14 protein-coding genes are annotated in these 14491 nt (G+C 40.0%); 12 read left to right on the top strand and 2 right to left on the bottom strand.

Annotated features, from left to right (window positions below; genetic code table 11):
- Positions 1–144 precede the first annotated feature (144 nt).
- From ACIFPW_RS16560 to ACIFPW_RS16540, 5 genes are all read left to right on the top strand, one after another.
- Positions 145–897 (top strand): DeoR/GlpR family DNA-binding transcription regulator, encoded by a 753-nt coding sequence (locus ACIFPW_RS16560; protein ID WP_194219231.1) that lies wholly within the window; start codon positions 145–147, stop codon positions 895–897.
- Positions 894–1826, top strand: a complete 933-nt coding sequence (pfkB, locus tag ACIFPW_RS16555) for a 1-phosphofructokinase (RefSeq protein ID WP_430245919.1) — start codon at positions 894–896, stop codon at positions 1824–1826. Before ACIFPW_RS16560 ends, pfkB begins: the two co-directional genes overlap by 4 nt.
- Positions 1823–3730, top strand: a complete 1908-nt coding sequence (locus ACIFPW_RS16550) for a PTS fructose transporter subunit IIABC (protein ID WP_430245917.1) — start codon at positions 1823–1825, stop codon at positions 3728–3730. The genes pfkB and ACIFPW_RS16550 overlap by 4 nt, the downstream gene beginning before the upstream one ends.
- Before the next feature lie 347 nt (positions 3731–4077).
- Entirely contained in the window at positions 4078–4920 is an 843-nt protein-coding gene (gene proC / locus ACIFPW_RS16545; RefSeq protein WP_430245915.1) for a pyrroline-5-carboxylate reductase, read from the top strand.
- Between the two features lie 259 nt (positions 4921–5179).
- Entirely contained in the window at positions 5180–5719 is a 540-nt protein-coding gene (locus tag ACIFPW_RS16540) for a hypothetical protein (protein WP_430245912.1), read from the top strand.
- Between the two features lie 101 nt (positions 5720–5820).
- Here ACIFPW_RS16540 and ACIFPW_RS16535 read toward each other — a convergent pair whose 3' ends face one another.
- Positions 5821–6135 (bottom strand): hypothetical protein, encoded by a 315-nt coding sequence (locus ACIFPW_RS16535; protein WP_430245910.1) that lies wholly within the window; start codon positions 6133–6135, stop codon positions 5821–5823.
- A 167-nt stretch (positions 6136–6302) separates the two neighbouring features.
- Here ACIFPW_RS16535 and ACIFPW_RS16530 point away from each other — a divergent pair, with 167 nt between their 5' ends.
- Both ACIFPW_RS16530 and ACIFPW_RS16525 read left to right on the top strand, forming a co-directional pair.
- Entirely contained in the window at positions 6303–7370 is a 1068-nt protein-coding gene (locus ACIFPW_RS16530; protein WP_430245907.1) for a M42 family metallopeptidase, read from the top strand.
- Positions 7371–7437: 67 nt separating this feature from the next.
- Positions 7438–7941 carry a DUF84 family protein gene (locus tag ACIFPW_RS16525; RefSeq protein WP_430245905.1) on the top strand — a complete coding sequence of 168 codons (504 nt, stop codon included), beginning with the start codon at positions 7438–7440 and terminating at the stop codon, positions 7939–7941.
- On the opposite strand, the gene ACIFPW_RS16520 is transcribed toward ACIFPW_RS16525, so the two are convergent.
- Positions 7938–8384: a YtoQ family protein gene (locus ACIFPW_RS16520; RefSeq protein ID WP_194219239.1), complete on the bottom strand. Its 447-nt coding sequence runs from the start codon at positions 8382–8384 to the stop codon at positions 7938–7940. The two genes, ACIFPW_RS16525 and ACIFPW_RS16520, sit on opposite strands and share 4 nt — an antisense overlap.
- Before the next feature lie 230 nt (positions 8385–8614).
- Here ACIFPW_RS16520 and ACIFPW_RS16515 point away from each other — a divergent pair, with 230 nt between their 5' ends.
- The 5 genes from ACIFPW_RS16515 (at position 8615) to ACIFPW_RS16495 (ending at position 14433) form a co-directional block, all read left to right on the top strand.
- The gene (locus ACIFPW_RS16515; protein WP_430245903.1) at positions 8615–9628 is read left to right on the top strand and encodes a PTS transporter subunit IIC; all 1014 of its coding nucleotides are present in this window, start codon (positions 8615–8617) and stop codon (positions 9626–9628) included.
- Between the two features lie 16 nt (positions 9629–9644).
- Positions 9645–9959, top strand: a complete 315-nt coding sequence (locus ACIFPW_RS16510) for a thioredoxin family protein (protein WP_194219241.1) — start codon at positions 9645–9647, stop codon at positions 9957–9959.
- Between the two features lie 94 nt (positions 9960–10053).
- The gene (locus ACIFPW_RS16505) at positions 10054–10851 is read left to right on the top strand and encodes a DUF1444 domain-containing protein (RefSeq protein ID WP_430245901.1); all 798 of its coding nucleotides are present in this window, start codon (positions 10054–10056) and stop codon (positions 10849–10851) included.
- A gap of 27 nt (positions 10852–10878) precedes the next feature.
- Positions 10879–11487 carry a YtpR family tRNA-binding protein gene (gene ytpR / locus ACIFPW_RS16500; protein WP_194219243.1) on the top strand — a complete coding sequence of 203 codons (609 nt, stop codon included), beginning with the start codon at positions 10879–10881 and terminating at the stop codon, positions 11485–11487.
- 195 nt (positions 11488–11682) lie between these two features.
- Positions 11683–14433 (top strand): DNA translocase FtsK, encoded by a 2751-nt coding sequence (locus ACIFPW_RS16495; protein WP_430245899.1) that lies wholly within the window; start codon positions 11683–11685, stop codon positions 14431–14433.
- Positions 14434–14491 lie beyond the last annotated feature (58 nt).

The following is a 14491-nucleotide window of genomic DNA, read 5'->3' as shown; positions in this document are numbered from 1 at the left end:
TGTAATAATAAGCAATTGTGGTTGATAGAAAGTCTCGTATGATCATTTGTGATTGTTTTTGATTGTTTTTGAATAAATTTGAACGAAAATGATTGACTACTGAAAGTGCTTTCATTATAATGAGATTAGAAAGTAGGTGATGAATTGTTAAATGCTGAACGTCATTTCATCATTTTACAAGTTCTTAAAGAAAAAGAAACGGTTACGGTGCATGATTTGAGCGATGCAACTGGTGCTTCAGTTTCAACTATTCGTCGTGACCTTGTCCAACTCGAAGAAGAGAATAAGCTAAAGCGAGTACATGGCGGAGCATCTCTTTTTCACTCGAAGTGGACAGAACCGTCCCTTGGTGAGAAATCAACACAGAATTTGACCGAAAAGGAAAAGATCGCTTCTTACGCCGCTGGATTAGTTAAAGATGGTGACTGTATTTTTCTTGACGCAGGGACAACGACTCAGAAAATTGCTGAGTTTTTATCTGACAAACAGGTGATGGTCGTGACTAACGGATATCCTGTAATTGAGAGTCTTCAAGGAGATAGAATAACCACCTATGTGATTGGTGGGAAGTTCAAATCAAGAACAGGAGCTATGACAGGAGTAAAGGCGCTTGAAAGTATTGAAACATATCGGTTTGATAAATGTTTTATAGGTATAAACGGTATTCATGAAACGTTAGGATATACAACAGCTGACCCTGATGAAGCCATTATCAAAAGAGCAGCGATTAAACTATCGCGCGAACCATACATTATTGCAGATTACTCGAAATTCGGAGAAGCGGCATTCAGTAAGGTGGCTGATCTTGAAGCATGTGCCATCATTACGAACGAAAATTCTGAAATGCTCTTAGATAATATTAGTAAACAAACAACAGTAGAAGTGGTGAAAATATGATTTATACAATTACATTAAATCCTTCAGTTGACTATATTGTTCGACTGGATGACCTTAAAACGGGGCTTGTTAATACAGTAGATGAGGAAACAAAGATTGCCGGTGGTAAAGGCGTTAATGTTACCAAAGTATTAAAACGACTTGGACACGATTCTACAGCGTTAGGATTTGTAGGCGGTTTTACAGGTCAATTTATTGAACAATCACTAAAAGATGAAAGCCTACATCCTCATTTCATCCATGTTGAAGGTGATACGCGAATTAACATTAAGTTAAAAAATGGTGAGGAAACTGAAATTAATGGACTATCCCCAATGATTTCTGAAAGAAATGTTGAGAAATTACTTCAACAACTTTCACAAACTGTCGCGGGTGATATCGTCGTAATGGCAGGTAGCGTGCCGACTAGTATTGATCAAAATATCTACTCTAATATCTTGAAGTCCTTACCAGACGGAGTGCAGGCTATTGTCGACACCAAGGGAAAAGCATTGGAAGAAACCGTGAAAGCAAAGCCATTCCTAGTGAAGCCGAATCATCATGAACTTGGCGATTTGTTTGGAGTTAAAATAACTTCAGTGGAAGATGCAGTTGAATACGGGAAGAAAGTGCAACAAATGGGAGCAATGAACGTGATTGTCTCAATGGCCGGTGATGGGGCTGTGCTGATTACATCTAATGAGATTCTTTTCGGAAATGTCCCGGTCGGTAAAGTACAGAATTCAGTTGGAGCAGGGGATTCAGTCGTAGCTGGTTTTCTAAGTAAATATATTGAAACTGAGAATTTGAAGGAAGCATTCCAATCTGGAATTGCAGCAGGCAGTGCAAGCGCATTTTCAACAGGCTTTTGTACAGCAGAAGAAGTACAAGAATTACGAAAGCAAATTAAGGTTCAGACTTATGAAGAAATGGGAGGTCGAGGTATATGAGAATTACAGAATTATTAACAAAAGAGACAATGATTCTGAATCTTGAAGCGGATTCAAAAGATCGTGTTATTAATGAGCTATCTGAAAAACTAGAGAGAGCAGGCAAATTACAGGACCTTAACGCGTTCAAAAAAGCGATACATGCGCGTGAGAAAGAGAGTACGACTGGTATTGGAGAAGGTATAGCCATTCCTCATGCCAAAACAGCAGCAGTAAAGGCACCAGCGATTGTGTTTGGACGTTCTAATGCGGGTATCGATTATCAGTCTCTTGACGGTCAGCCGGCGCACCTGTTCTTTATGATTGCTGCTACTGAAGGTGCAAACCAAACGCATCTAGAAGCGCTATCAAGACTATCTTCATTCTTAATGGATAACGAATTCCGTAAAGGGCTTCTTGAAGCAAGAACGGAAGAAGAAGTTTTGCAAGCATTTGATCAGAAAGAAGAAGAAAATGCTGATGAAGAAGAAGTAGAAGAAACAACTGAAGTTACTGGGAAAATATTAGCTGTTACAGCATGCCCTACAGGAATTGCTCACACGTATATGGCTGCGGATGCGCTGAAAGCGAAAGCATCTGAAATGGGTTATAGTGTCAAAGTTGAAACAAATGGATCTGGAGGCGTGAAAAATCGTCTAACTGATGAAGAAATTGAAAAGGCACCTGGTATTATTGTTGCTGCTGATACGAAGGTAGAAATGGAACGTTTCAAAGGAAAAAAAGTAATTGAAGTTCCAGTGGCAGAAGCAATCCGGAAGCCAGCTGACTTGTTGAAGCAGGCAGCAAATGGCGATGCGCCAGTCTATAAATCTTCAGGGTCATACGAAGATCAAATCAGTGAGAAGAAAAACGAAAGAAAAGGAAAGCAATCAGCTTTCTACAAGCACTTAATGAACGGTGTTTCGAATATGCTTCCGCTCGTAGTTGGTGGCGGTATTTTGATAGCCCTTTCATTTATCTTTGGTATCAATGCCGCAGATCCAGATGACCCAAGTTACAATGCATTTGCAGCAGCACTTAGCACAATTGGTGGTGGAAATGCCTTTGCCCTTATGATTCCAGTTCTTGCAGGATTTATTGCAATGAGTATTGCCGATCGTCCTGGTCTTGCTCCTGGTCTTGTTGGTGGCTTGATGGCTTCTACAAACGGTGCAGGGTTCCTAGGTGGACTCATTGCTGGTTTCCTTGCTGGTTACGCTGTTCTTCTTTTGAAAAAGCTTTTCTCTGGACTACCACAGTCTCTAGAAGGGTTAAAGCCAGTCTTGCTTTATCCACTGTTTGGTATTTTTATTACAGGGATTATTATGATGTACGTTGTAATCGAGCCAGTTGGGGCTCTGAATACTGGGCTTGAGAACTGGTTGAGTGGTATGGGCACTACGAATAAACTCCTTCTTGGCTTAATTCTAGGAGGAATGATGGCGGTAGATATGGGTGGTCCAATTAATAAAGCGGCCTTTACGTTTGGTATTGCGATGATTGATGCAGGTAATCTGACGTATCATGCAGCGATTATGGCAGGCGGTATGACACCACCACTTGGACTCGCACTTGCAACAACACTATTTAAAAATCGATTTAACAAAACTGAGCGTGAAGCAGGAAAAGTAGCGTATGTGATGGGGGCTTCATTCATCACTGAAGGCGCAATTCCATTTGCAGCAGCAGATCCAGGCCGAGTGATTCCTTCCATTATTGTTGGTTCATCTGTTGCAGGTGCATTAACAATGTTGTTTAATATAGCTTTACCAGCACCGCATGGCGGAGCGTTTGTTATCTGGTCTGTAAATAACATCTCATTAACTCATATTCTTCTCTATATCCTTGCCATTGTCATTGGTACAGTTATTACGGCATTGATGGTAGGAATATTGAAGAAATCTAAACCACAAGTACAAGCATAATAATGAGAGGTCCCAAAAGGGGACCTCTTTTTTGCTATATTTATGGAAAAGCAAATCGAAATTCATATAAGTAATGAATAGAATCCATCGTTTAAAAAAACTGAAGTGAACCTTTTTTACCACAATATGTTAATAATGCAGTCTTGATGAGAGATTGTGAGAGGGCGTGAGAAGCGATATAAGTCGATCTCAATCACTTAGTTTACGTTGAGATTCGAATGATAGCGTTTTCACTATGTATCTTGCACGTATGCTTATTTCTTGCTTCATAAAGGTTGAAGCGTGGTGGATGCAGTGTTAGTATAAATGACCGTAGATGATTTTTCGGAAATCCAAAGGAGGCAATCATGCTAGAAAATAAAACCGTAACGTTTATCGGAGCGGGTTCAATGGCAGAAGCAATGGCTGCAGGAATGATTGAGTCAGGTACTATTGAACCTGAACGTATTATTATGACAAACAGAAGTAATGAACAACGTCGTCAGGAACTTATGGAGAACCACGGCGTATTGGCGACTCAAAGTATAGAATTCGCAGTTCGTGAGGCTAATGTTGTTATCCTAGCAATGAAGCCAAAAGATGTTGAACGTGCACTTGAAGGAATTGAAGATTTCATTTCAGATGATCAACTTCTCTTATCAGTTCTTGCTGGCGTACCATCATCTTATATTGAGGATCAGCTCGATGGAGAGCAACCAGTGATCCGCGTTATGCCGAACACTTCAAGTATGATTGGTAAATCCATTTCTGCCCTAGCAGCAGGAAAACATGTAAATGATGAGCAGGTATCAATTGCCCGCGCACTTATTCGTTCTATTGGCGAAACAGTCGTGATCGAAGAAAAACAAATGGACGTATTTACAGGTGTTGCTGGAAGCGGACCGGCTTACATTTATTATGTTATTGAAAGTTTAGAAAAAGCAGCAATTGAAGGCGGTATTGAAACGGAAACAGCAAGGAAAATGGCTGTTCAAACTGTACTTGGTGCTGGAATGATGGCAGAGCAGTCAGAAGACTCTCCAGCTGATCTTAGAAAGAAAGTTACTTCACCAAATGGAACAACTCAAGCGGGTCTTGAGGCATTGTATGAAAATGGTGGAGGAGAAGCTTTTGAAGCCGCTGTTGATAATGCTGCAACACGCTCAAAAGAAATTAGCAACGAGTTTAATAAAAAACCTGTTATTCAATAAGAATCGGTGCATACCGGTTCTTTTTTTTTGCTGTGCTCGTTCGTATCCCATTTTTATACCAAATCATATGAGATTAAAGGAAACTTATATAGCCGTTATGAAATCGTGAAAAAGGATATGGGGCTATAAAGGTAGAACCAGAATCTATCCTCTACTTCCTCGTATTGGATGTTTTTTTCTATAAAATGTTAGTAGAATAATAGATGGAATATGATATGATAAGAATTGGATAATTTGTTTGATAGAGGAGGAAAAAATGATGAAAAAAGGGATTTTTGCACTTATTGCTGCGTTTTTGATCGCATTACCTTTCGCGAATACTGCAGCACAAGCTGAAGCTGATGTTAGTGGTGATGTAGAGAAGGGTGTTGCGGGTTACCTTGGGGAAGAGCATTATGACTATGATAAAGGTTCTCTTAAAGTTGTAGATGCTGAAAACATTGAAGTTGATAGCTCGGCAGATAAGGACTTTAGTAAGGTTTCTATGATGCTTGTAGAATTCACGACAGTTCGTGACAATATCTTCTTTGAAGATCATACACAGGTCCTTTTCTATGACACTGAAGCTAATGCTATTATTCCAGACTCAAAAGTATTAGACATTGAAAAAGCAAAAGAATACAAAGACAGTCATGCAGACGTAACGGGTGAGCATCTTCATATGAGTGTTATTCTAATTCTAAGTGCGATAATGCTTGTTGGTCCAGCACTTCTTGCTTATCTATGGTCAAAAAATAAGTATTCAACTCTTCGTTTTAAATTACAAAATAACGTATACGATACGAATACTACTTTCTAATTAATTAATGTATGTAACCCCCTTGCGATTCTTCCGCAAGGGGGTTTTAATGATTCAAGACTCCAAAGGGGAGTCCCAAGAAGCCTAAAGAGTTAGTCCTCTTATTGAGCTTGTAGTTCTACTAGTGTGCCTGTTTCAGCATCAACCATAAATTCAAGCTGTTGGAGCTGTCCTTCTTTTTCACAGGTTAGTCCACCAGCATATACTGTGAACGGGAGGTGGAACTTTTCTACTGAATCCGTTTTCATGTGAATCCATGAACCTTTGACAGTATAAGTAGGTTTGACAGCTCCCTTCACAGCTTTTAGTGCCTTTTCAGGTGATATATACGTTTTTTTAGAAGCAATCGTTGAAGTAGTAATAGCTGCTGCCCCAGCTCCAATAAGCGCTCCAATTAATAGATCTCTTGTTCTCATTACTATGATTCTCCCTTCCTTTAATGGACGATTTATTTTCCATCTTTAGTATATCTGAAGTTAGCTCTCTGACCAAATATTTCTATAGAAAATCCGTGACACTAGCAACAATTATCTAGATTCGATACAATAGGAAAGGAATAGAGGAACGATGGAAGGGGATACATATGGAAAAAGAAACTCTCTCGTTATTTAAAACATTAACGGAATTACAAGGTGCTCCTGGTTTTGAACATGATGTTAGAAAATTCGTGAAAAGTGAGATTGGCAAGTACACGGATGAAATTATTCAAGATAATCTTGGAAGCGTTTTTGGAGTTAAACGAAACAATGGCCCACGCATTATGGTAGCTGGCCACATGGATGAAGTTGGGTTTATGGTTACATCAATTACTGAAAATGGGATGCTTCGTTTTCAAACACTTGGTGGCTGGTGGAGCCAGGTGCTTCTTGCTCAGCGTGTTCAGGTTATGACCAAAAATGGTCCTATTCCTGGAGTTATTGGTTCGATCCCTCCACATTTGCTTGATGATGCTACACGAAACAAGCCAATGGCTATTAAAAATATGCTCATTGATATTGGTGCGGATAACAAAGAAGACGCAGAAAAAATTGGTGTCATGCCTGGACAACAGATCGTACCGGTATGTCCATTTACGCCTATGGCAAACGAAAAGAAAATCATGGCAAAAGCGTGGGATAACCGCTATGGTGTAGGTCTTGCCATTGAGCTGTTGAAGGAGCTTCAGAATGAAGAGCATCCAAATGAGCTTTATTCTGGTGCTACAGTTCAGGAGGAAGTAGGTTTACGTGGGGCACAAACAGCGGCAAACATGATTGATCCTGATCTTTTCTATGCTCTTGATGCTAGTCCTGCCAACGATATGACTGGAGATAAAAATGAATTTGGCCAGCTTGGTAAAGGGGCTCTCCTGCGTATTTATGATCGATCAATGGTTACTCATCAGGGGCTAAGGGATTTTGTGCTTGATACAGCGGAGAGCAACGAAATTCCTTATCAGTATTTCATCTCTCAAGGTGGAACTGATGCTGGACGAGTGCATTTATCTAATAACGGAGTACCATCTGCAGTAGTAGGAATCTGTTCAAGATACATTCATACGTCTTCATCAATGATCCACGTAGATGATTACGCAGCGGCAAAAGAACTATTGATTAAATTAGTGAAGTCAACAGATCAAGCTACAGTAGATAGCATTAAAAGCAACGTGTAAGTGAGGAGGGGCCAAAACGGCTCCTTTTCTTATGAGATCTTTTAAAAAAATGGTGGAGGGAAGATGTATGGATAAAGTTGCAATCGGGTCGACAAATCCTGTGAAAGTTAATGCAGTCAAAGCTCAATTTAAAGGTGAAGTAGTGGGGGTGAGCGTTGAGTCAGGTGTCGCTGAGCAGCCTTGGGGTGATGAAGAAACACTTCTTGGTGCTAAACAAAGAGCAATAGCTTCAATGGAAAAAGGGCATGCGATAATTGGTATAGGTCTTGAAGGCGGAGTACAGATGGTAGGGGACCACTTATATGTTTGTAATTGGGGAGCACTTGTAGATGGGAATGGGAATGAAGTAGTAGCCGGTGGTGCAAGATTTCCACTTCCTGAAGAAATTAAGAAGAAGTTAGAACAAGGGGAGGAATTAGGTCCTGTCATTTCAGATTATGCGAGACAAGTCGATGTTAGCAAAAAAGAAGGCGCCATTGGTGTTTTTACCAATGGCGCCGTTACAAGAACTGACATGTATGAACAACTAGTTTCTTTACTGGTCGGTCAATATCAGCTGATGATTCGTTAATTTGTTTCTAAAATATAGGACAGGGCTTTTAGTGCCTGATCAGTATTTTCTACTGTAACTTGAGCTTTGTTCGATAGCTCCTTTAAAGGATGGTGCAATGATTCAGGGCGAACTAGAATAAGTGGTTTGCCAAGGGTGATAGCTGTAGCAGCATCCATTGCACTGTTCCATTGTTTGTAACTTTCACCAAATAATGCGAGGACAACATCTGATTTTTCAAGAAGAACCTGAGTTCTGAGATTATTGATCTCTGAAGCTGCTTCATCCTTCATAATAGCATTAGGCTGATTGCCTTTAATTTCTTCACCAATGGCGTCAGAACGCTCATGATTTTCCATGGGTCCTACGAAGTGAATAGGTAATTCCAGTTTGATTGCTTTTTCTTTTAATTCATTTCTCCAGTTATCGTGAATTTGTCCAGCAAGATAAACAGTTAAGTCCATTTGTAGTCCTCCTTTAATTTGATACCGGTATTATTGTAGCATGGCTTTTTCATATATTCCCAGTAAAGAGAACGAGTAAAGCCTTTCTCGATAATAGAAGGTTAAATTACAATTTCTGTTTGAATAAGGCAAAATGAAAATGCCTGTTAGTTCTGAAACCTTAATCAAACGTGGTAAATAAGAAATTTGTGTATACTAAGTAAGGATCATCAGTCTGGAAGGAGAAAGTAATGAACGGATTTTTGCAAAGGAAAGGCGTAACTCTATCACCACGAGTCTATTTTATTACAGCTCTAAGCTACATGGCTCTTGGTCTATTTTCGTCGTTAATTATTGGCTTGATACTGAAAACGATTGGAGGGCAAATCTCATCGTTATCATTTCTTGTTCCTATTGGTGAGCTTGCGATGAGTTTAATGGGACCAGCGATTGGTGTCGCCGTAGCGTATGGTCTACAAGCTCCTCCTCTTGTCTTATTTGCATCGCTTCTAGCGGGTGCAGCGGGTGCTGAGCTTGGCGGTCCAGCAGGTAGTTACGCTGCAGCGATTATCGCGGCGGAAGCAGGCAAACTTGTTTCCAAGTCAACTAAGTTAGATATTATCGTGACGCCACTAATCACTATTTTTGCAGGTTATGGAACGGCAGCTCTTATCGGACCTGGCATTCAAACATTACTGACTAATTTTGGTTCACTCATTATGTGGGCGACAGAGCAACGCCCGATAATTATGGGAATCATAGTAGCTGTTCTTATGGGACTAGCTCTTACGGCTCCGATTTCTAGTGCGGCCATTGCAATCATGCTAGGATTAGAAGGCATTGCTGCAGGAGCAGCTACAGTTGGTTGTGCAGCTCAAATGGTTGGTTTTGCTGTAAGTAGCTACCGAGAGAATGGGGTAGGAGGCGTTATTGCTCAAGGAATTGGTACTTCTATGTTACAAGTTGCGAATATTGTTCGAAATCCATGGATTCTTCTTCCACCTACGCTAGCTGGCGCTATTCTTGCCCCGATTGGCAGCGGTTGGCTGACGATGTTAAACAACCCATCAGGTGCCGGTATGGGGACGAGCGGCTTTGTTGGACAAATCATGACATTGAACGTTATGGGCGCCGGAGGAAATATTTGGACAGCTATTCTTCTATTGCATTTTATTGGACCAGCTATTATAAGTCTGCTAATATCCGAGGTAATGAGAAAAAAAGGACTCATTCGTCCAGGAGATATGAAAATTAATACCGATTAGTACTAGGAGGTTTATCATGAAGAAATTTGCCACTCATGAAGAATATTTACAAGCAATTAAAGAAGGGAAATCGGTTTTGTTATTTTCCGCAGATTGGTGCCCTGATTGTCGCGTTATCGATCCGTTTCTTCCAGATTTAGAAGAGAAGTACTCTGAGCTAGATTTCTATTACGTTGATCGTGATGATCATATTGAACTTTGCCAAGAAATGGATGTTTTTGGCATCCCAAGTTTTGTAGCCTTTAATGAAGGTGAAGAGACAGGAAGATTTGTAAGTAAGATGAGAAAAAGCAAGGAAGAAATTGAGGAATTTCTTACAGAAGTTAAGTAATTTCGTACAAAGCTATGCGTGGCATAGCTTTGTTTTTGTATTGGTTTATTTCATGGTATGATAAAAGAACATCTCAATTATAGGTGGTGAAAATATGGAACCAAAAGAATTGAAGAAATTGCTCGAAAAACGTCTTCAACAAGAAGACCGTGAGCTTACATACAATCAAAAGGAAGAAAAACTTAGGGTAGAGGATAGTTCAACAGGTAAAGGAATTAGTCTTGGATTAAAGGGATTGTCTGCTAAGTATGAAGAGCGAGGCGAAAAGATACTAGATGAAGTCGTTCATCATGTAGAAGAAACGTTAAAAGTAATGAGAGAGAAGCAAGAACTTAATGGTAAAGAAAACCGCATCTTTCCAGTCATTCGCTCGGGGTCGTTTGCTTCAGAAACGGAAGCTGGCGTTCCATTTGTTTTCGAAGAACATACGGCGGAGACAAGAATCTACTATGCACTTGATCTTGGTCATTCTTATCGCTTGATTGATGAGGAATGGTTAAAGAAGGAAAATTGGACGAAAGAAGCCTTGCATGAAGTGTCATTGTTCAATTTAAGAGGGTTATCTACTGAAGTGAAAGCAGATACGGTTGCAGGAAATACATTTTATTTCTTGAATACAAACGACGGATATGACGCAAGTAGAATTCTTAATGATTCATTATTGGAACGCATGGCGAAGAGTGCGAAGGGTGAATTAGCGGTAGCTGTTCCTCATCAAGATGTCCTGATTTTTGCTGATATTGAGAATGAGCAAGGTTATGATGCACTTGCACAGTTGACCATGCATTTCTTTTCTAGTGGACTCGTACCAGTAACTGGACTTCCCTTTATGTATGAAGATGGAAAATTAGAGCCGGTATTTATTATGGCGAAAAACAAACCGAAAAAATAACTGTTTGATAAAAGGAGTACATGGACAATGAACATGTTTTACAATAAAGAAGGCGTTGGAGATACTCTAATCGTTACTTTAGGAAGTACTGAACGAGAAGATAAAGCAGTTCAGCGCAAAGAGAATATTGCACGTATTTATAGTAAAGAAACGAATAAAACTATTGGCTATAATCTATTTCATTTTTCACAAATCCAGGAGTTAACAAGCTCAGGTGTCGTTGAGGAAAGCGAAGAGCTTGTTAATGCTGTCAATCGGGCCATCCAAGCTAACGGATTTGATGATGAGCTTGTGTACGATGCTTCCCCTAAGTTTGTTGTGGGTTATGTCGAGGAAATGGAAAAGCATCCGAATGCTGATAAATTAAATATTTGTCAGGTGAACGTAGGACAAGAAAAGCTCCAAATCGTTTGTGGTGCTCCAAACGTCGACAAAGGGCAAAAGGTGGTCGTTGCGAAGGTTGGAGCCGTCATGCCTTCTGGTATGATCATAAAGGATGCGAGCTTGCGAGGAATTGAATCAACTGGAATGATTTGCTCAGCAAAAGAACTTGCACTACCAGATGCTCCTCAGGAGAAAGGGATTCTGGTCCTTCCAGAGGATCATGAAATTGGTACGGAATTTAAGGCCTACTAGAAATTTTTCTAGTAGGTTTTTTCTTTCTATAAAATTGGGAATAAGGAATATTGAACCTATTTTTGCGGTTTTAGACGAAGAACCTGTTTTTTTTACGAAAGATTTTAGAAACAGCCTTACAATGATAGGGGAGTTTCCGATAAAATAGAAGAATAAATCGACCTAAAAGGGCTTAATTAGAAAAGGTGATAGTAGTTGGATAATAATTGGATAAAAAAAGCGTGGAATAAATTATTTGACCTTGATGAGGAAGAAGAACCTCAAAGAAAGGAAACAGATGTTAAAGAAACAAAATCGTTAAAAGACCGACCTGATCGAAAACACTCCATTGGGCGGATGGAAAATGCGAATCGGAAGAATGAAGCAAGGATTGTTCACCAATACCCAAGAGAAGGGAACTTTCGATTCCCTCTTATTCCGGATCATTCAAATAACCAAAAGAATAAAGAAGGGAGAAAAGAAGTCCAACGCCATCAAAGTGAACAGATTCCTACGAAAAAACCTAAGGCTGAGAATCGTAATCAGAGCATCACTTCTCCGAAGAAAGATGGCCCCTCCAGCAAAACGACGAGGGATGGGCTTTCAGAAAACAACGGTTCAGTAACAAATAAAAAATTCTCAGGTGTGAATTTCAAACCATCTCAAATCCCATCACCTATTTATGGTTTTAGCAAACGTCCTGTTACTGAAAAAATGGAAGAAGAAGTAAAAAAATCACATCCAAACAATCGATATACATCACTCGATAAAAGTGACGTAATTGAAAAACTTATCCAGGAACCTGAACCTTATTCACTAAGCGAAGGGAACGGCATACTGACGGATTCAGATCAAGTTACTCAAGGTGTCGATCAGCAAGAGACTGAAGCCGTTAGTGTGAAAGAAGAAACGACAAGCAAGGCAATTGTTAATGAAGAAGAAAGAGAAGACAATAGAGAGGTCTTCATTTCTGATAAGAACAACTTTGGAGTTAAAAGCGATGCTTCCTTACCTCTTGAGACAGAAAAAGAGAGTGAACAATCTAGTGAAGCCGATTTGGAAATCAGTCAGCCTGAGAAACAGTGGGAGCAAATAGAAACTCTCACTGAAGATGTAACATTAGAAGAAACAAACGACCTTCAAAAGAACGAGATGTTAGAAGAGGAAAACGAAGAGAAATCAGAGTGGACTGCTGATTATGAAGTGACAGATGATATGGAAGAGGACTTTATCATTTCAGATGAAGATTTTATTGTTGAGCATCAAAATGAGGAACAAACAGCTATTGAAGAATCACCAGAACCAGAACCAGAACCAGAACCAGAACCATCTAATCAACTCGAAGTAGAACAGCAGTTTCAGCGAGAACAAATAGAAGAATCAATTGAGGAGTCGTCTCAACATCTTGAACATAAGGAGAAAAATGTTCAAGAACAATCCGGACGGGATTCCGCTCGACCAAAGCCGCAGGTTCCTTACAATGTAATGATGCTTGCGAATGACCGACGTCATTTAACAAAAAAACCAGGCAGTGGAGCAGAATATAAACTTCCTCCTATTTCACTTCTTGATATCCCTCCTCGCAATGAAGGTAATGACGAGCAGTGGCTTGAAGAGCAAAGGGAACTATTGGAGCTAACCCTTTCAAACTTTAATGTACAGGCTAAGGTAGTAGGGGCAACAATGGGGCCGACGGTTACCCGTTTCGAAGTGCAGCCAAGTCCAGGAGTTAAGGTGAATAAGATTACGAATTTAAGTGATGACATTAAATTAAGTCTAGCAGCTAGAGACATAAGAATGGAAGCACCGATACCTGGAAAGAATGCAATAGGAATTGAGGTGCCAAACCCTACGAGTAAGCCTGTATTTATTCGGGAGATTGTTCGAAGTGGAGCATTCCAATCTGAAGGTTCACTATTAAATGCGGCGCTCGGTTTTGACATTGCTGGGGAAGCAAAAATAACTGATATTCAAAAAATGCCTCATGGTCTTATTGCGGGTGCTACAGGGTCTGGTAAGAGTGTATGTATCAATTCGATCTTAGTGAGCTTATTGCTTAAAGCAAATCCTAATGATGTAAAGATGATGTTAATTGATCCTAAAATGGTAGAACTTGCACCATATAATGGCCTGCCACATCTAGTCACACCAGTTATTAATGATGTGAAAGAAGCTACTACTGCTTTAAAGTGGGCAGTGGATGAAATGGAAGAGCGTTATGAGAAATTTGCGGCAGCTGGTGTTCGAGATATCAAGCGATATAACGAGCGAGCGATAAACCACGGAGAACCTCAGCACAAACTACCATACATTGTCATTGTGATTGATGAACTCGCTGATCTAATGATGGTTTCACCACAGGACGTTGAGGATGCGATTTGTCGAATTGCACAGAAAGCAAGAGCTTGTGGGATTCATCTACTAGTGGCAACGCAAAGACCGTCAGTTGATGTAATTACAGGGCTTATTAAAGCGAATATCCCTACACGTATTGCTTTCTCTGTATCTTCGCAAATTGATTCTAGAACAATCCTTGATACAAGTGGCGCTGAGAAGCTTCTAGGAAAAGGCGATATGCTTTGTTTGGAGAATGGATCCTCGAAACCAGTTCGATTGCAAGGTAATTTTGTTTCGGACGAAGAAATTGAGCGAGTGACATCCTACGTACGTAAGCAGCGGAAGCCGAATTATTTGATCAAAAAAGAAGATTTAATGAAGAAGCAGCAGTACGATGATCAGGAAGATGAATTGTTTGAGGAAGCGTGCATGTGGGCACTTGAACAAGGTCAGGCTTCTTCTTCTGCACTGCAACGTCGTTTCCGAATAGGATTCAATCGAGCGGCAAGACTAATTGAAATGATGGAAGAACGTGGATTAGTATCTGAAGCTATGGGAAGCAAGCCTAGAAGTATTTTAATGACGAAAGCTGATTTTGAAGAAACATTCCTAAAAGATATGCACGTATAGTGCATATCTTTTCTACTTGTTTTATAGAGCCAGGTTCTATATGATAAGTAGTGTTAAG

It is taken from the genome of Pseudalkalibacillus sp. NRS-1564, assembly GCF_050467905.1.
Lineage (GTDB): Bacteria > Bacillota > Bacilli > Bacillales > Guptibacillaceae > Guptibacillus > Guptibacillus hwajinpoensis_B.
This window is presented reverse-complemented; position numbering and strand designations above follow the sequence as displayed.